Origin of the sequence: Achromobacter sp. Marseille-Q4954 (assembly GCF_943737025.1) — a bacterium.
GTDB lineage: Bacteria > Pseudomonadota > Gammaproteobacteria > Burkholderiales > Burkholderiaceae_B > Achromobacter > Achromobacter bronchisepticus_A.
The window spans coordinates 355643-373183 of record NZ_CALSFQ010000002.1; the positions used below are offsets into that span (position 1 = coordinate 355643).

Here is a 17541-nt window from a genome sequence, read left to right on the forward strand (position 1 = left end):
CCCCAATGTGTTTGCAGGATTGCGGGTTGTTGTGGGCGGGCCGGGTTGCCCGCCGGTTTTTCATGAAAGGGCGTATTTTCGCATCAGTTGTAAACTCTGCCGCCATGATTATTCTCGGCTTTGAAAGCTCCTGCGACGAAACCGGCGTCGCAGCCGTCTGTACGGAACGGGGCCTGCTCGCGCACGCGCTGCATACCCAGATCGCCATGCACCAGGAATACGGGGGCGTGGTGCCGGAACTCGCCTCGCGCGACCATATCCGCCGCGTCGTGCCGCTGACCCGCCAGGTCCTCGAAGACGCGGGCCTGCAAATGTCGGATGTCGGCGCCGTGGCCTATACGGCCGGCCCCGGCCTGGCCGGCGCCTTGCTGGTGGGCGCCAGCGTCGCGCAGTCATTCGCCTGGTCGCGCCATCTGCCCGCCATCGGCATCCATCACCTGGAAGGCCATCTGCTGTCGCCGATGCTGGCGGATCCGCGACCGGAATTTCCCTTCGTGGCCTTGCTGGTGTCCGGCGGACACACGCAGCTGATGCGCGTGGACGGGGTGGGGCGCTATGAATTGCTGGGCGAAACGCTGGACGACGCCGCGGGCGAGGCCTTCGACAAGTCCGCCAAGCTGATGGGCCTGGGCTATCCGGGCGGTCCGGCGCTGTCCCGGCTGGCTGCCAGCGGCGATGCCGCGCGTTTCGATCTGCCGCGCCCGATGCTGCACAGCGGCGACCTGGATTTCAGTTTCAGTGGCCTGAAGACGGCGGTGCTGACCCGCGTCAAGGCCGCCGAGGCCGCGGGCGGTCTGGACGAACAGACCCGCGCCGACCTGGCCGCGGCCACGCAGGCCGCGATCGTGGAAGTGCTGGCGGCCAAGGCCATCAAGGCGCTGAAGCAGACCGGCCTGAAGCGCCTGGTGGTGGCCGGGGGCGTGGGCGCCAACCAGCTGCTGCGCGCCAAGCTGGACGCGGCGCTCAAGCCGCTCAAGGCGCGCGCCTATTTCCCGCCCCTGGAGCTGTGCACCGATAACGGCGCCATGATCGCCTTTGCGGCCGCCGAGCGGGTCAAGGCGGGCCTGGCGACCCTGGATCCGGACGCGCACAGCTTCACTGTGAAGCCGCGCTGGGACCTGGCCGACATCGCCTGAAAATGAAAAGGGCGGCCTTGCCGGCCGCCCCGAAGCGCATTCGTTTCGCGCTTATTTCTTCTTGCCGCCGCCGATGCGGCTTTCCGTGCCCTGGACCAGGCGCGTGATATTGGCGCGGTGGCGGTAGAACAACAGCACGCCGATGGCCGCCAGCGCCACGCCCATGGACGGCTGCGCATACCAGGCCAGGCCGGAGCCGAACACGTAGTAGACAGGGGCGAAGAAGGCCGCCACCAGCGAAGCCAGGGACGAATAGCGGAAGAATACCGCGACGATGAGCCAGGTGGCCGCCGTGGCGACCGCCAGCCAGGGCTGGATCGCCACCAGCACACCCAGCGCGGTGGCCACGCCCTTGCCGCCCTTGAAGCGCAGGAATATCGGGTACAGATGGCCCAGGAAGGCGGCCAGCGCCACCAGCGCCAGCGCGACGGGGGAGATCCCGGGAGCCAGCTTTTCGGCCAGCCAGATTGCGAACCATCCCTTGGCGGCGTCGCCCAGCAGCGTCAGCGCGGCGGCGGTCTTGTTCCCGGTGCGCAGCACGTTGGTGGCGCCCGGGTTCTTGGAGCCGTAGCTGCGGGGGTCTTGCAGGCCCATGAGCTTGCTGACGACCACCGCGAACGGCACGGAGCCGATCAGGTAGGCCAGCAGGATGAGCGCAGCGCTGAAGACCAGGGAGGGGTCGTTTATCGCCATGGAGAGAGGGTCCGTTGTTGTTGTGTTGTTGCCGTAATGGCTGCGGATTCTACCGCGCCCGGGGCCGGGTCCGGCTACGGGTTATCGAGCGGGGCGGCGGCCCCCGTCTGCCAGCCGATCGCACGGATGCCGGCCGCGGACGGTACAATCCGACGCGTTCACCCGCGTTTTATTTTCTTTCGGATGCACAATGCGAATTCTGGTTTCGAACGATGATGGTTATTCGGCCCCTGGGCTCGAGGCGCTGGTTGACGCGCTGCAAGGCCTGGGCGATCTCACCGTTGTCGCGCCCGAGACCAACCATAGCGGCGCGTCCAACTCGCTGACGCTGAACCGGCCTCTGTCGGTGCGCACCGCCTCCAACGGCTTCATCGCCGTCAACGGCACCCCGTCCGACTGCGTGCACGTGGCGCTCACCGGCCTGATGGATACCCGGCCCGACCTGGTCGTGTCCGGCATCAACAACGGCGCCAACATGGGCGACGACACCCTGTATTCGGGCACCGTGGCGGCCGCCAGCGAAGGCTATCTGTTCGGCATCCCGGCCATCGCGTTCTCGCTGGCCGAGAAGGGCTGGGCGCACATCGATTCCGCCGCGCGCGCCGCGCGCCTGGTGGTCGAGCGCCACCTGGCCCAGCCGCTGGCCGCGCCGGTGCTGCTGAACGTCAATATCCCCAGCCGCCGCTTCGAAGACATGCACGGCTTCGCGGTCACGCGCCTGGGCAAGCGCCATCCTTCGCAGCCGGTGGTGCGCACCACCACGCCATATGGCGATACCGTCTATTGGATCGGACCCGTGGGCCTGGCTGCCGACGCCACGCCGGGTACGGACTTTCATGCCGTCGAGCAGGGCACGGTGTCGGTCACGCCGCTGCGCCTGGACCTGACCCAGCACAGCCAGCTCGACGAGATCCGGACCTGGGCGGAGCCGCTATGCGTAAACGCGTAAGCCAGCCGGACGTGACCCAGCCCGTGCCCGGGCGTACCGGTCCGGTGCGCTACGACTCGGGCCGGCTCAGTCCCGGCGTCACGCCCGCCAACAGCAACACCCGCATTTCTGCAGCCACGCTGCAACGCCAGACCCAGGCGCCCACGCCCGCATCGGGCAGCAATCTGGGCCTGAACTCGGACCGCCTGCGCCAGGCCATGGTCGAGCGCCTGCGCGCGCAGGGCATCACCGACGAACGCGTGCTCAACGCCATGGGCGCGGTGCCGCGTCATCTGTTCGTCGACGAGGCGCTGGCCAGCCGCGCTTACGAAGACGCCGCGCTGCCCATCGGCCATTCGCAAACCATCTCCCAGCCCTGGGTGGTGGCGCGCATGATCGCCGCCGCCTGCGACGACCGCACGCCCACCCGCGTGCTGGAAGTCGGCGCGGGTTGCGGCTACCAGGCGGCGGTACTCGCGCAGTTCGTGCGCGAGGTTCACTCCATCGAACGCATCCGCGGACTGTATGAACTTGCGCGCGAACATCTGCGCGCCTTGCGGCTCACCACCAGGATCCGCTTGATCTACGGCGACGGCATGCTGGGTCTGCCCGGCGTGGCGCCGTTCGATGCTATCGTTGTGGCTGCCGCTGGCCTTGCCATCCCGCAGGCGCTGCTCTCGCAGCTCGCGCCGGGTGGCCGCCTGATCGCTCCGGAAGGGGGCGCCAACCAGCGCCTGGTTCTTATCGAACGCACAGGCGCGGCCAGCTGGAAACGCACTGAATTAGAGGCCGTGCGCTTTGTGCCGCTACGGGCCGGAATACAATCTTGAGCAAACAGGAGAAACGTATGCTCAACGGGCAGTTGCAACTGACCGATATCACCCTGGGCGCGTCCATGACGCGCCTGCGCCGCCCGCTCTTCATCGCGGGGGCTCTCAGCCTGTCCATCCTGGCTGGCTGCGCTTCCAAAGGTACTCGCGCTCCGGTGGTCGACATGACCGGCGGGCAACCCGCGCCGGCCACCCAGACCGGCGGCACCTATGTGGTGAAACCGGGCGACACGCTCTACAAGATCGCCCGCGCCAACAATGTGGATGTCGAGAACGTCAAGCGTTGGAACAACCTCAGCGATCCCAACCAGATCTCGGTCGGCCAGGTCCTGAAGATGTCCGGCAGCGCCAGCGGCGGGGCGCAGACCGCGCCGGTCGCGGGCACCAAGCCGCAGCCGCGTCCGCTGGACCAGCCGGAAACCCTGCCGCCGCCCACCACTGAAACCACCACGCCGCCACCCACGGCGCCGGTCGAAACCAAGCCCGCCACGCGCGCGGCCGACGCGGCCGTCATCAATTGGGCCTGGCCTGCCAGCGGCCAGATCGTGCAGGGCTTCAACAACAGCAGCAAGGGCATCGACATCGCCGGCGCGCTGGGCGATCCGGTCACCGCCGCCGCGGACGGCCTGGTCAAGTACAGCGGCAACGGTGTGCGCGGCCTGGGCAACCTGATCATCGTCGAGCACCAGAACGGTTTCATCACCGCCTACGCGCACAACCGCGCGGTGCTGGTGAAGACCGGCCAGAACGTCAAGCGCGGCGCCAAGATCGCCGAACTCGGCCAAAGCGATACCACCTCGCCGCGCCTGCACTTCGAAATCCGCCGCCAAGGCCAGCCGGTGGATCCCATGCAGTATCTGCCCGCGCGATGACGCCGACTCTCGTCTTCGACCTGGAAACCATCCCCGACGCCGAGGGGCTGCGCAAGCTCAACGGCTGGGGGGCTGACGTTCCCGACCAGGAAGTGGTCGAACGCGCCCTGACCGCGCGCCGCGAGGCCGTGGGCCATGATTTCCTGCCGCTGCATCTGCACAAGGTGGCGGTGGTGGGCTGCGTGTTCCGCGACGACCAGGGCTTTCGCGTCAAGACCCTGGGCCAGCCCGACGATCCCGAGGCAGCCTTGCTGGCGGGTTTCTTCAAGACCATCGAGCGCTACACGCCCAAGCTTGTGAGCTGGAACGGTTCGGGCTTCGACCTGCCGGTGCTGCATTACCGCAGCCTGATCCAGGGCGTACCCGCGCCGCGTTACTGGGACATGGGCGAGGAAGACCGCGACTTCAAGTTCAACAACTACATCTCGCGCTATCACTCCCGGCACCTGGACCTGATGGACCTGCTGGCCAAGTACAACGGCCGCGCCAACGCGCCGCTGGACGAACTCGCCAAGCTCTGCGGTTTTCCGGGCAAGCTGGGCATGGACGGCAGCAAGGTGTGGGAAGCCTGGAGCCAGGGCCGCGCCGACGAGGTGCGGGCCTATTGCGAAACCGACGTGGTCAACACCTGGCTGGTGTATTGCCGTTTCCGCTTCCTGCGCGGCGAGCTCGACCGCACTTCGTACGAAACGGAAATCGCCTTGGTGCGGGACACCCTCAGCGCCAGCGATGCGCCGCACTGGAAGGAATACATGGCGGCCTGGGACGCCAACTGAGCGGTGTCTTGGCCGGAGGATCCGTCCTCCCGGCGGACAGGATCGAACGGGGCCCGTGCGGCCCCGTTCTTGCGTCTGGCGCCTGCGCAATCGACTGAAACATTGCTTGCGCCAGCGAAACCTGGATGAAACCGGGCCAATCGCACAATGGCCTCGCTTTCTTCACTTTCAGGAGACCTACATGTCCCGATTCGCTATCCGCTCCAATTTGGCCGCTCTTGCATTTGTCGCCGCGACGGGCGGCCTGGTGGCCGGCTCCGTCATGGCTGCGCCTCCTCCTCCCGCTGACGGCGGTCCCGCCGCCATGCACGATGGCCAGCGCGGCGGCTTCCACAAAGGCATGCGCGACGGCCTCTTCATTCCCGGCCTGGGTCCCGTGACCAAGGCCCAGGTCGCCGAGCTGAAGCTGGACGACAAGCAGCAGGCCTTGTTCAAGACCGCGCAGGACGGCCAACGCAGCCTGCACGAAGCCATGCGCGCCTCTGGCGACAAGCGCCACGACCTGCTGAAGGCGCAGCTGGACAGCGGCAAGCTGGATCCCCGCGCGCTGGTCGAGCAGTCCGAAAAATCGCGTGATGCCTTCGGTCCCCAGGCCAAGCAGGTGCGCGACCAATGGCTTGCGGTCTGGGACAGCCTGAATGACACCCAGCGAGGCCAGGTGACCAAGTTCGTCAAGGAACGCCAGGATCGCATGCAGGAGCGCCATGCCCGCATGGAAGGACGCCACGGCAAGGGCAAGGCTGAAGCGCCTGCCGCCGCCGCGCCGGCCAAGCCTGCCGCCAACTAAGCCGTGTGGCCGGCCGTCCTGGCCGGCCCACGCCAGCAACCCCGGACACGCGACCGCGTGCCGGGGTTTTTTCATTTGGCGTCCCGGATGGTGGCTAGCGGCGGCCCGCCATGCGAGCCGATCCGGAGCGGGTTCCCCGTTTTGACGCATAGGGGCGTGCGCCGGCGCTCGCGTCCGCACTGTTCTGGTGCGGGGCGGGTGCCGCCAGCGACGCATGCGCCGCCGTATCGGCCTGCGCCAGACCTGGCACGGACATTGCTTTGTGGAGTAGGAACCGGTTTCAAACGCTGCACCGCCGGTCCTTGGGATGCGCCTCGGCCATCCGCCCACTCGACAAATCCGATCAGGACTCCGCACCATGAAGAAGACGTTGCTAGCCGTGCCCTTTGCGCTCGCCGCTTGTTTCGCCGCGACGGCGCAGGCCGAACCCACCGATCTGGGCGGCGGATTCTCGCTCAGCGGCAACGCCGCCATCGTCAGCGACTACCGTTTCCGCGGCTACTCGCAGACCGACTTCCGGCCTGCCGTGCAGCTGGGCTTCGACCTGACCCACAGTTCCGGCTTCTATCTGGGCAACTGGAACTCGAACGTGTCCGATTTCGTCTTCACCGACGGCAACCTGGAAATGGATTTCTATGGCGGCTGGAAGGGCGACGTGGGCGGCGGCTTCACGCTGGACGCGGGCGTGCTGCATTACTACTACCCCGGTTCCAGCTCGCCGAAGGGCGGAAACTACAACAACACCGACCTCTATCTGGGCGCGTCCTACGGCAACTACAGCCTCAAGTACTCCTACACGCCCAGCGACTTCTTCAGCACGCCGGACAGCAAGGGCACCTGGTACCTGGACGGCACGGCCAATTTCGATCTGGGCGACGGTTGGGGCCTGGTCGGCCACCTGGGCTACCAGAAGCTCAAGAACCAGACCAATATGGACGGCGACTCCATCGGCCATTACGTCGACTACAAGCTCGGCGTGACCAAGGACCTGAAGGGCTGGATCCTGGGCCTGGCCGCGGTGGGCGCGACCAAGGACAACTGGCTGCCGACCAAGTACGGCCATCCCTCGGGCCGCCTGGGCGCGGTTTTCTCGGTGGCGCGTTCCTTCTGACCGATATCCGTGGCGGCGCCTGGCGGCGCCGGCTTTCGGGCTTGCCAAGGATTGGCGGTGTCCGCCGTCCGCGGCAAGCCCTTTTTTCATCGGAAGGCCGTTCCGGCCCCGCATGGCCATTTCCAGGAATGGCCGCAGTCCTTTTACAATAGCCGGTTGCGTGTAATTCTTCTGGACTGCGTGAGATGTCTGACGTTTTGAGTATTGAATCCCTGGACCTGGAAGCCAGGGGTATCGCCCGCCGCGACGGGAAAGTCGTCTTCGTGGAAGGCGCCTTGCCGGGCGAACGGGTCACCACGGTTACGCTGCGCCGCAAGCCGTCCTACGAGATCGCGCGCGTGGACGAGGTGCTGCGGCCCTCGTCGCAGCGGGTGACGCCGCGTTGCCCGCATTTCGGCGTCTGTGGCGGCTGCGCCATGCAGCATCTGGAGCCCAGCACGCAGGTGGCGATCAAGCAGCGTTCGCTGGAAGATACATTCTGGCACGTCGGCAAATTGCGTCCGGCGCGCATCCTGGCGCCGCTGCAAGGCCCGACCTGGGGCTACCGTTACCGCGCCCGCCTGTCGGTGCGCGTGGTGCCCAAGAAGGGCGGCGTGCTGGTCGGCTTCCATGAGCGCAAGAGCAGCTACGTGGCCGACATGCGCGAATGCCATGTGCTGCCGCGCCACGTGAGCGACCTGCTGATCCCCCTGCGCGAAATGATCGGTTCCATGTCCGCGCCGGACCGCATGCCGCAGATCGAAGTGTCGCTGGGCGAGGGCGTGACCGCGCTGGTCCTGCGCCATTTGCTGCCGTTGACCGACGGCGACATCGCCATCCTGCGCGCCTTCGCCGCCAAGCACAACGTGCAATGGTGGCTGCAGTCCAAGGGTCCGGAAACCGTGCACCCGCTGGAGCGCGAGCACGGCGACACGCTGGCCTACACCATGCCGGAATTCGGCCTGCGCATGCCGTACCGGCCCACCGATTTCACTCAGGTCAACCACGCCATCAACCGCGCCATGGTGTCGCGCGCCCTGAAGCTGCTTGAAGTGCAGCCGACCGACCGCGTGGCGGATCTGTTCTGCGGGCTGGGCAACTTCACGCTGCCGCTGGCGACGCAGGGCAGGGAAGCCGTGGGCGTGGAAGGCAGCAAGGCGCTGACCGACCGCGCTTTCGACGCGGCATCGCGCCATGGCCTGGGCGATCGCACCAGCTTCGCCACCCTGAACCTGTTCGAGGTGGACGTGGAATGGCTGCGCGGCCTGGGCTATTTCGACCGCATGCTGATCGATCCGCCGCGCGAAGGCGCGCATGCCGTGGCGCAGGCCCTGTCGCAGCTGGAGGCGCACGAACGCCCCGTGCGCATCGTCTACGTGTCCTGTAACCCGGCCACGCTGGCGCGCGACGCGGCCATCATGGTGCATGAAGGCGGCTACGTGTTGAAGAGCGCGGGCGTGATCAACATGTTCCCGCACACGGGCCATGTGGAGTCCATCGCGGTGTTCGAATCGCTGGACGCCGAGGGCATCCAGGTCGTGCGGGAACGGGCCCGCCAGCGCGCCATCCAGGCGGCGGCGGAAGCGGCCGCCGCGGAAGAGGCCAAGGCCGCGGCCGCCGCCGAGAAGGCGGCCGCCAAGCAGGCGGCCACCGACGCCTATCACGCCAAGGTCGCGGCCGAAGCCCAGGACTGATGGCCGCGAGGCCTGGGCCGCTTCAGTGCTTGCAGCCCAGGCCTTCCAGTATCGGGCAGTCCGGCCGATCATTGCCCTGGCAGTGCTCGGCCAGATGCTTCAGGGTCGCCGCCATGTCGCGCAGCGCCTCGGCCTTGCGCTCCAGTTCCTGCACGTGTTCCAGCGCGATGCGCTTGACGTCGGCGCTGGCGCGGCTGCGGTCCTTCCACAGCGCCAGCAGCTCGTTCATCTGTTCCACCGAGAAACCCAGGTCGCGCGCGCGGCGCACGAAGTGCAGCGTATGCAGATCGTGTTCGCTGTACACGCGGTAGCCGGAATCCGTGCGTCCGGCAGGGCTGATCAGGCCGATGCTTTCGTAGTAACGGATCATCTTGGCGGAAATGCCCGAACTCTTGGATGCCTCTCCGATATTCATTGCTCTGCTCCTGTGTGGCCTGAGTGCGATTCTACGCTTGACCTTGCCATCATAGGAAGGTTTAAGCTGTTTTCCATGGTGGACGAAACGCAGTCCATCACCCTTGAATCCTATGGAGATAACTATGAGCATCGAGTTCCAAGTGGCTGACATGACCTGCGGCCATTGCGCCAAGACCATCACGGCGGCGGTGAACCAGGCGGCGCCGGGCGCGACTGTCACAATCGATTTGCCCACCCACCGCGTGACCGTGACCGGGGCCGATGACGCCGGCAAGATCGAGGACGCGATCCGCGACGCCGGCTACCAGCCGCTGCCGGTGTAATGCCTCCAGGCGCGAGGCCGGGCTATGATAGGTTCGACCTCGCGCTAGCTATTTGTTCATTGCCAAAATCTATTGATTCATTGAATTTATTAAATTTGAATAATTGATAGCAAGGATTTATCATTCTTTCCATGGTGGTTAATCAAACAACCCCGCTACCCCAAGGAGAGATTTGAATGCTGCAAAACCGCGAAGGCCAACGTGTTCCGAACGTAACGTTCCCGGTCCGTGAGGACAACACCTGGAAGAAGGTCACGTCCGACGACCTGTTCAAGAACAAGACCGTCGTGGTCTTTTCCCTGCCCGGCGCCTTCACGCCGACCTGCTCGTCGACCCACCTGCCGCGCTACAACGAGCTGGCTCCCGCCTTCTTCGCCGCCGGCGTGGACAGCATCGTCTGCGTGTCGGTCAACGACACCTTCGTCATGAACGAATGGGCCAAGGATCAGGAATCGGCCAACATCACGCTGCTGCCCGACGGCAACGGCGAGTTCACCGAAGGCATGGGCATGCTGGTCGACAAGAGCGACCTGGGCTTCGGCAAGCGCAGCTGGCGCTACTCCATGCTGGTCAAGGACGGCGTGGTCCAGAAGATGTTCATCGAGCCGGAAAAGGAAGGCGACCCGTTTGAAGTGTCGGACGCCGACACCATGCTGGCGCACTTCGCCCCGTCGGCCAAGAAGCCCGACCAGGTGGTCGTGTTCTCCAAGCCGGGCTGCCCGTTCTGCGTGGAAGCCAAGGCGCTGCTGGATGCCAAGGGTTACGCCCCGATCGAGATCCCGCTGGAAAACAAGGTCCGTGGCCGCGTGATCGGCGCCGTCTCGGGCAAGGGCACCGCCCCGCAGGTGTTCATCAACGGCGCGCTGATCGGCGGCCTGGAAGACCTGAAGGCGCACTTCGCCTAAGCGTCTGCAACGCCACCGGCCCCGGGTCTGCCCTGGGGCCGGGCAGGGCGCAGAGGCGGTCCGCCGCCTGCTGCTCCCGTCACAAGTTTCCCTTTTTACGCACCTTTGCGCGCGGCCCCTCGGGCGCTGCGGGACTGCCCACGTCCAGAGGGTGCGAAAAAAGGCGGAACCAGCCTTTGAATTCCTGCTCCACGCCACATCGGGGGATACCCAGTCATGAAAACTCTGCATACCGATATTGCCGTCATCGGCGCCGGCACGGCCGGCCTGGCCGCCTACCGCGCCGCCCGCGCCGCGGGGCTGCGCGCGCTGCTGATCGAAGGCGGCCCGTACGGCACGACCTGCGCCCGCGTCGGCTGCATGCCGTCCAAGCTGCTGATCGCTGCCGCCGAAGCGGCCCACAACGCGGCTCACACCGATCCGTTCGGCGTGCACGTGGGCGGCGAGATTACGGTCGATGGCGCCGAAGTGATGGACCGCGTCAAGCGCGAGCGCGACCGCTTTGTCGGCTTTGTGCTGGAAGGCGTGGAGAGCATTCCCGCCGAAGACAAGCTGCGCGGCTATGCGCGCTTCGTGGCGGACACGGTGCTGCAGGTGGACGAGCATACCGAGGTGCATGCATCCCGCGTGGTGATCGCCACCGGGTCGCGGCCCTCGGTGCCGCCGCCGTTCCGTGCGCTGGGCGACCGGCTGGTGCTGAACGACGACGTGTTCGCCTGGGATGATCTGCCAGGCCGCGTCGCCGTATTCGGTCCCGGCGTGATCGGTCTGGAGCTGGGCCAGGCGCTGGCGCGCCTGGGCGTGGAGGTGCGCGTGTTCGGCGTCAGCGGCAGCCTGGCCGGCATCAGCGATCCGCAGGTGCGCAATACGGCGCGCAAGATCTTCCAGCGCGAGTTCTATCTGGATCCGGACGCCCGCGTGCTGGAAACGACCCGGGTCGGCGACGAAGTGGAAGTGCGCTACGTGGCGCTGGACAATACCGAACGCACCGAACGCTTCGACTACGCGCTGGTGGCTACCGGCCGCCGCGCCAACGTCGACGGACTGGGCCTGGAAAACACCTCGCTGCAACTGGATAAGCATGGCGTGCCGGTATTCGACCGCGAAACCATGCAGGCGGGCAATGCGCCCATCTTCATCGCGGGCGACGCCAACGCCGACGCGCCGCTGCTGCACGAAGCCGCCGACGAAGGCCGCATCGCCGGCGAAAACGCGGCCCGCTACCCCGAAGTGCGCAAGGGCCTGCGCCGCGCGCCGCTGGCGGTGGTGTTCTCGGACCCGCAGATCGCCATGGCCGGGCAGGGCCACGCACGGCTGGTGCCGGGCACCTTCGTGATCGGCGAAGTGGACTTCAGCGACCAGGGCCGCTCGCGCGTCATGCTGAAGAACCGCGGCATGCTGCGCGTCTATGCGGACATCGAAACGGGTCGCTTCCTGGGCGCCGAAATGGTCGGTCCCAGCGCCGAGCACATCGGCCACCTGCTGGCCTGGGCCGTGCAGCAGGAGCTGACCGTGGCGCGCATGCTGGAAATGCCGTTCTATCATCCCGTGATCGAGGAAGGCCTGCGCACCGCGCTGCGCGATGCGGCGGCCAAGCTGGCCCGAGCGCAGGAAGCGCTGCAGCGCGAAGAGCCGCAGAGCGAGACGGCCTGAACGCCCGAGGCATCCTGCGCGACCCCAACAAAAAGGCCACGAAACGTCGTGGCCTTTTTGCTTGTGCGCCGGATCAGTCGTCCGACTGCTTCTTCGGCACCGGGAACGGATTCTCGCGGAACTGCAGCGTGAATCCAGCCCGCTCGTCCTGCCCCAGCGTGCGGGCCAGATACGGCATGGCCTGCTTCAATGCGTCGTGCAGCGTCCAGGGCGGATTGATCAGGAACATGCCGCTGCCATGCAGGCCGTAGCCGTCGATGGTCGCCTTCTTGACGGTCAGCGTCGCATGCAGCCAGCTCTTGACCTTGAGGTTTTCCAGGTGGCGGGCCATTTCGCCAGCTTCACGGCGTTGCACCAGCGGGTACCAGACGGCATAGGTGCCGGTGGCGAAGCGCTTGATGCATTCCTTGATGGTGACGAACGTGCGGCGGTAGTCGTTCTTGTCTTCGTACGAAGGATCGATCAGCACCATGCCGCGGCGCGTGGGCGGCGGCAGCAGCGCCTTGACGCCTTCGAAACCGTCGTCGCCGTAGATCGTGGTCTGGCGCTGCGCGGCGCGCCCCTGGTGTTCCAGGTTGCCGACCAGCGTGTCGATCTCGGTCGGGTGCATCTCGAACAGGCGCAGGCGGTCGGACGGACGCATTGCGTCCAGCGCCAGCCAGGGCGAGCCGGGATAGCGCCTGAGGCGGCCGTTGGTGTTGTAGCCGCGGATCCGGGCGACGTACTCGGCCAGGATGGGAGGCAGGTCTTCGGCTTCCCAGAGGCGGCCGATGCCGTCGGCGAACTCGGAGGTCTTGGCGGCCCAATCGCTATCCAGGCTGTAGAGCCCGGCGCCGGCGTGGGTATCGATGACCCAGTAGGGCGCGTCCTTTTTATTGAAGTAATCCAGGGTGTGGATCAGGATGGCGTGCTTGAGCACGTCGGCGTGGTTGCCGGCGTGAAAGGCGTGGCGGTAACTGAACACGGGCGTTCTGCCTCAGGCGGCGGGCCGGATCGCGGCCAGCTCGTCGGTGAAAATGCCGTCGATGCCCCAGTCGAGCAGCAGGCGGGCGCGCTCCGGGTCGTTGACGGTCCAGGCGGCGATACGGTAGCCGGCGGCATGCACGGCATCGATCAGCTCAGGGGTGGCGTCCTTCTGATTGATGTTCAGGGCCACGCACTCGTACTTGGCCAGGCGTTCGCGCCAGTCGGCGGGCACCTTCTCCACCAGCAGCGCGCGCGGCAATTCGGGCGCGGTCTCCAGGGCGGCCTGCAGCGCTTCTTCCGCGAACGAGGACAGGAGCGGCGGTTCGGCCGCGCCTTGCCACAGCTGGCGCGCAGCCAGCGTCACGGCGCGGCCGGTCTCGGCTTCGCGGCCCGGGCAGGGCTTGATCTCGACATTGCTGGCGATGCCGTTGGCCACCGTGTAGCGGGCGACGGCGGCGAAGGTGGGCAGCGGCTCGCCAGCGTAGGCGGCTGAATGCCAGCTGCCGAAATCCAGCTGGGCAAGCTCGGCGTAGGTCTTGGCGGCAGCGGGGCCCCGGCCGTTGGAGGTGCGGTCGACGTCGTCGTCGTGCATCAGCACCAGCACGTTGTCGCTGCTTAGCTTGACGTCGTATTCGAACATCGTGAAGCCGTGCTCGGCGCCCACGCGCATGGCGGCCAGGGTGTTCTCCGGGGCCAGACGGCCGCCGCCGCGGTGCGCGATGTAACGGGAGTAGGGCCAGGAGGGGAGTTTTGCGCTCATTTGGGTGTTGCTTCGGGTTCTTTTGGTCAGGGTTGCAAGGATACTCCTTCTGCACGCCGGTTTCGGCCATGCCGCGGCGCGCGAGAACGCCGCGGCGGGTCCATAGGCCTATTTCATGGGCGCCTTGTCCTGCGACACGTCCATGATCATCCGCGCCGCCAGGTACAGGCGCGGCACGATGCTGTTGATCTGGATGTACTCGGCGTCGTTGGAATGCGCGCCGAAGCCGCTCAGGCCCATGCCTTCGATCACCGGGCCGCGCGCCTTCAGCGCTGCAAAGGCGGCGTCGGTGCCGCCGCCGCTGGCGCGGTCCACGACCTTCATGGGCAGGTCCATTTCCTTATAGATCTGCACGCCGTGCTGGGCCAGGGCGCGCGAGGCGGGCGTGGCTTCCAGGGGCGGACGGCGCACCTCGAATTTCACGCTGACCTTGGATTCGGGCAGCAGCTTCTTCTGTGCGCGTTCTTCCAACGTGCGCGACAGCGCGTCGAAGTCGGAGACGCGCAGCGCGCGGGCGTCGGCCTGGGCGGTGGCCTGGCCCGGAATGACGTTGCGGTTGGTGCCGGCCTGGGCCACGGTCCAGTTCAGCTTCAAGCCTTCCTCGGGCTTGGACAGCTTGTCCAGCTGCAGCAGCTGATGGGCCAATTCATACAGGGCGTTGACGCCGCCTTCGGGGCGCGCGCCGGCATGCGAGGTCTTGCCCTGTACGGTCAGGTAGGCCGCGCCGATGCCGCTGGTGGCCAGCGTCAGGCGCGCTTCCGCGCCGCCGCCTTCGAACGAGAACACCGCGTCCTGGTCGGCGCCCAGGCGGGTGATGGTGCTGCGCGCGCCGGGCGAGCTGATTTCCTCGTCGCCGTTGATCAGCACGGTAATGGTGCCGTAGTCCTCGAAGCCCAGCTTCTGCAGCAGGGTCAGGGTATGGATGATGGCGGCCACGCCATGCTTGTCGTCGGCGATGCCCAGGCCGTAGGCCTTGTCGCCGTCGATGCGGAAGGGCTGGTCCTTGAGCATGCCGTTGCGGTAGACGGTGTCCATGTGGGCGATCAGCATGATCTTCTTCTGGCCTTTGCCCTTAAATTCCGCATGGACCATGGGGCCGACCTTTTCCGGCGTGTCGTCCAGGCGAAACACGTCGGCGGGCTGGATGATCTCGACGGTCCCGCCCAGCGCCTTGAGCCGGTCGCGGATCAGGACGGCGATGCGCTCAACGCCTTCGACGTCCTTGCTGCCCGACTCGATGCCGACCAGGTCGCGCATGGTGTCCAGCATGCCTTGCTGCTGGGCTTGGGCGGCTTCGTGGACAGCGGCGACGGGCGCGGCCAGCGCGGCGGGGGCGGCGCCGACGAAGGCCAGGGCGATGCAGGTGCGCAGGAGTTGCAGGCGGGGAGATGTGTACGGCATCAGTGTGTACCTCTGAGCGTGCGTGGAAGGGGCCACATCCTTTGGGGACGCGGCGTCAGCGGTAATGCGGGCTTACCCTGACAGGCCACGATACGAGGGACGCAAGGGGCTGGAAATGGTGCTTCCCCGGGTTGACTCGGTCCCCGGTTTCGTGCCGCCGAACCCGGAGGGCAGCCACGGATGGCATTCGAAAGATCCCTAGGCTGCGCGGCGAATGAGAAATGGTAAAATCCGCCCGCTGATCCGGTATTGACCGGTATGGGAACAGGGCGAATCTGGTTCGCCTTTTTTTATGCGTTTTCTTGCGGCTTCGGGCGTGCGCCTGGGGTGCGGCAACAGGGATTCCATGTTCGAATTTATTCGCAGCCATCGGCGCTGGATGCAGTTCATCCTGCTGCTTCTGATTGTGCCGTCCTTCTTCCTGGTCGGTATTCAAGGCTATGACAGCTTCATGCGCGCCGAGCCTGAATTGGCCACGGTCAATGGCCAGCCCGTGTCGCGGGCCGAGTTCGATCAAGCGCACCGCAACCAGCTGGAGCAGTTCCGCCAGCGCCTGGGCGCCCAGTTCGATCCGGCCGTCATCGACACGCCGGCACTGCGCGAAGGCCTGCTCAACCAGCTGATCAATCAGCGTCTGCTGGCCAACGTCGCGGTCGACAACCGTTTCTCGGTGTCCGACGAAACGCTGCGCAACACCATTGCCGCGATTCCGGAAGTCCAGGACAACGGCCGCTTCTCGCCCGAGCGCTATCGCCAGGTGCTAGCTGCGCAAGGCATGTCGCCGACCTCGTTCGAAGCCGGCCTGCGCCGTGACCTGGCGGTCGCGCGCGTGCTGGAGCCCGTTGGCCAGTCGGCCCGCGCGCCCGGCGAGGTCGTGGCTGCGCTGGAAACGGCGTTGACGCAGCAGCGCACGGTGCAACTGCGCCGCTTCGCCGCCGCCGACTACCGCTCGCAAGTCACCGTCAGCCCGGCCGATATCCAGGCCTGGTACGACGCCAACAAGCAGCAGCTGCAGATTCCCGAACAGGTCCAGGTCCAGTACCTGGTGCTGGACGAGGCCGCCGCCACGCAAGGCGTGCAGGTCAAGGACGAGGATCTCGCGTCCTACTACGAGCAGAACAAGAACCGCTTCGGCCAGCCTGAACGCCGCCGCGCCAGCCACATCATGATCAACCTGGCTCCCGGCGCGTCCGAAGACGCCCGCAAGGCTGCCCGTGCCAAGGCCGAAGACCTCGCCAAGCAGGCCGCCGCCGATCCGGCGCAGTTCGCCGAACTCGCGCGCAAGAACTCGCAGGACGCGGGCTCGGCTTCCAATGGCGGCGACCTGGGCTGGCTCGCGCCCGGCATGCTGACCGGTCCGCTGGAAAAGGCAATTTTCGGCCAAGCCAAGGACCAGGTGTCTGGCGTGATCGAAACCCCGTCCGGCCTGCACGTGGTCAAGGTCACCGAAATCCAGCCCGCCGCCATCAAGCCGCTGGCCGAGGTCAAGGACCAGATCACCGCCGAAGTCCGCAAGCAGCTCGCCGCCGTGCGTTTCTCGGAAATGGCCAGCCAGCTGAACAAGCAGGTCTATGACCAGCGCGACAGCCTGCAGCCCGCCGCCGACACCGTCGGCCTGAAGCTGCGCACCGCTTCCGGCGTGACCCGCGAAGGCCTGCTGCCCGCCGACAAGGCCGGCCCGGGCTCGGCCGCAGCCGGCCCCGACGCCGCGCTGCTGGACAACCCGCGCGTGCGCCAGGTGCTGTTCTCGCCCGACGTGCTGCGTGAAAAGCAGAACTCCGGCGTGATCGAACTCTCGCCCGACACCATGCTGGCCCTGCGCGTGGCCGCCGTCGAGCCGGCCCACGTGCCGCCGCTGGACAAGGTCTCGGACACCATCCGCGCCAAGCTGCTGGACGAGCGTTCGGCCGAAGCCGCCAAGAAGGCGGGCGAAGCCGCGCTGGCCGCCGACCGCGCCAACCCCGCGGCCGCGCCGGAAGGTTTCGGCGCGCCGGTGGTCGTGTCGCGCCAGGATCCCAAGGATCTGCCGCGTCCGGTGCTGGACGCCGTCATGCGCCTGCCCGCCGCCACGCTGCCGGCCTACGCCGGTGTGCAATCGGGTTCGGACTACACGCTGGCGCGCCTGGAAAAGGTCGAGGCCGGCACGGTCGATCCGGCCGACAAGGAGCGCCTGGCGCAGCAGTTGTCCGGCGCTTGGGGCCAGGCTGAAAACGAAGCCATGCTGCGCATGCTGCGCGAAGAGTACAAGGTGCAGGTGCTGCCCGCCGCTGCCGCGGTCATCCGCGGCGATCAGCCGGCAGCCGGCTGATC

At 66.7% G+C, this 17541-nt stretch carries 17 protein-coding genes; 12 read left to right on the forward strand and 5 right to left on the reverse strand.

Annotation, left to right across the window (positions count from 1 at the left end):
• Nucleotides 1–104: 104 nt before the first annotated feature.
• Nucleotides 105–1136, forward strand: coding sequence for a tRNA (adenosine(37)-N6)-threonylcarbamoyltransferase complex transferase subunit TsaD (gene tsaD / locus NGK62_RS19705; protein ID WP_118932052.1), 1032 nt, complete (start codon nucleotides 105–107; stop codon nucleotides 1134–1136).
• Between the two features lie 51 nt (nucleotides 1137–1187).
• Here the strand turns inward: tsaD and plsY are convergent, their stop codons facing one another.
• The gene (gene plsY, locus NGK62_RS19710; protein ID WP_059380089.1) at nucleotides 1188–1829 is read right to left on the reverse strand and encodes a glycerol-3-phosphate 1-O-acyltransferase PlsY; all 642 of its coding nucleotides are present in this window, start codon (nucleotides 1827–1829) and stop codon (nucleotides 1188–1190) included.
• 190 nt (nucleotides 1830–2019) lie between these two features.
• Between plsY and surE the strand changes: the two genes are divergently transcribed.
• From surE to rlmD, 7 genes are all read left to right on the forward strand, one after another.
• On the forward strand, nucleotides 2020–2778 hold the full coding sequence (surE, locus tag NGK62_RS19715) for a 5'/3'-nucleotidase SurE (RefSeq protein ID WP_059380090.1): 759 nt from the start codon (nucleotides 2020–2022) through the stop codon (nucleotides 2776–2778).
• The gene (locus NGK62_RS19720; protein ID WP_059380091.1) at nucleotides 2763–3587 is read left to right on the forward strand and encodes a protein-L-isoaspartate(D-aspartate) O-methyltransferase; all 825 of its coding nucleotides are present in this window, start codon (nucleotides 2763–2765) and stop codon (nucleotides 3585–3587) included. Before surE ends, NGK62_RS19720 begins: the two co-directional genes overlap by 16 nt.
• 17 nt (nucleotides 3588–3604) lie before the next feature.
• Nucleotides 3605–4459, forward strand: a complete 855-nt coding sequence (locus NGK62_RS19725) for a peptidoglycan DD-metalloendopeptidase family protein (protein WP_118932051.1) — start codon at nucleotides 3605–3607, stop codon at nucleotides 4457–4459.
• A complete protein-coding gene (locus tag NGK62_RS19730; RefSeq protein ID WP_118932050.1) occupies nucleotides 4456–5235 on the forward strand; it encodes a 3'-5' exonuclease in 780 nt (259 codons plus the stop codon). Before NGK62_RS19725 ends, NGK62_RS19730 begins: the two co-directional genes overlap by 4 nt.
• Before the next feature lie 181 nt (nucleotides 5236–5416).
• Nucleotides 5417–6022, forward strand: a complete 606-nt coding sequence (locus NGK62_RS19735; protein WP_059380094.1) for a hypothetical protein — start codon at nucleotides 5417–5419, stop codon at nucleotides 6020–6022.
• 358 nt (nucleotides 6023–6380) lie between these two features.
• Nucleotides 6381–7133 (forward strand): TorF family putative porin, encoded by a 753-nt coding sequence (locus tag NGK62_RS19740; RefSeq protein ID WP_059375682.1) that lies wholly within the window; start codon nucleotides 6381–6383, stop codon nucleotides 7131–7133.
• Nucleotides 7134–7318: 185 nt separating this feature from the next.
• On the forward strand, nucleotides 7319–8806 hold the full coding sequence (rlmD, locus tag NGK62_RS19745) for a 23S rRNA (uracil(1939)-C(5))-methyltransferase RlmD (protein ID WP_251879954.1): 1488 nt from the start codon (nucleotides 7319–7321) through the stop codon (nucleotides 8804–8806).
• A 22-nt stretch (nucleotides 8807–8828) separates the two neighbouring features.
• On the opposite strand, the gene cueR is transcribed toward rlmD, so the two are convergent.
• Nucleotides 8829–9221, reverse strand: coding sequence for a Cu(I)-responsive transcriptional regulator (cueR, locus tag NGK62_RS19750; protein WP_059375687.1), 393 nt, complete (start codon nucleotides 9219–9221; stop codon nucleotides 8829–8831).
• A 124-nt stretch (nucleotides 9222–9345) separates the two neighbouring features.
• Here cueR and NGK62_RS19755 point away from each other — a divergent pair, with 124 nt between their 5' ends.
• The 3 genes from NGK62_RS19755 to NGK62_RS19765 all read left to right on the forward strand — a co-directional run bounded on the left by NGK62_RS19755 (nucleotide 9346) and on the right by NGK62_RS19765 (nucleotide 12104).
• Complete coding sequence (locus tag NGK62_RS19755; protein WP_059375690.1) at nucleotides 9346–9546, forward strand: heavy-metal-associated domain-containing protein; 201 nt, start codon at nucleotides 9346–9348, stop codon at nucleotides 9544–9546.
• 176 nt (nucleotides 9547–9722) lie between these two features.
• Complete coding sequence (locus NGK62_RS19760; protein ID WP_054453993.1) at nucleotides 9723–10451, forward strand: glutathione peroxidase; 729 nt, start codon at nucleotides 9723–9725, stop codon at nucleotides 10449–10451.
• A gap of 216 nt (nucleotides 10452–10667) precedes the next feature.
• Nucleotides 10668–12104 (forward strand): dihydrolipoyl dehydrogenase, encoded by a 1437-nt coding sequence (locus NGK62_RS19765; RefSeq protein WP_251879957.1) that lies wholly within the window; start codon nucleotides 10668–10670, stop codon nucleotides 12102–12104.
• A 73-nt stretch (nucleotides 12105–12177) separates the two neighbouring features.
• Here the strand turns inward: NGK62_RS19765 and NGK62_RS19770 are convergent, their stop codons facing one another.
• From NGK62_RS19770 to NGK62_RS19780, 3 genes are all read right to left on the reverse strand, one after another.
• Nucleotides 12178–13068: a 23S rRNA (adenine(2030)-N(6))-methyltransferase RlmJ gene (locus tag NGK62_RS19770; protein ID WP_059375695.1), complete on the reverse strand. Its 891-nt coding sequence runs from the start codon at nucleotides 13066–13068 to the stop codon at nucleotides 12178–12180.
• Between the two features lie 12 nt (nucleotides 13069–13080).
• Complete coding sequence (gene ugpQ, locus NGK62_RS19775; RefSeq protein WP_118932047.1) at nucleotides 13081–13830, reverse strand: glycerophosphodiester phosphodiesterase; 750 nt, start codon at nucleotides 13828–13830, stop codon at nucleotides 13081–13083.
• A gap of 108 nt (nucleotides 13831–13938) precedes the next feature.
• Nucleotides 13939–15231 (reverse strand): M20/M25/M40 family metallo-hydrolase, encoded by a 1293-nt coding sequence (locus NGK62_RS19780; RefSeq protein WP_059375699.1) that lies wholly within the window; start codon nucleotides 15229–15231, stop codon nucleotides 13939–13941.
• A gap of 346 nt (nucleotides 15232–15577) precedes the next feature.
• Between NGK62_RS19780 and NGK62_RS19785 the strand changes: the two genes are divergently transcribed.
• Nucleotides 15578–17539, forward strand: a complete 1962-nt coding sequence (locus tag NGK62_RS19785) for a SurA N-terminal domain-containing protein (RefSeq protein ID WP_059375703.1) — start codon at nucleotides 15578–15580, stop codon at nucleotides 17537–17539.
• Nucleotides 17540–17541: the final 2 nt, after the last annotated feature.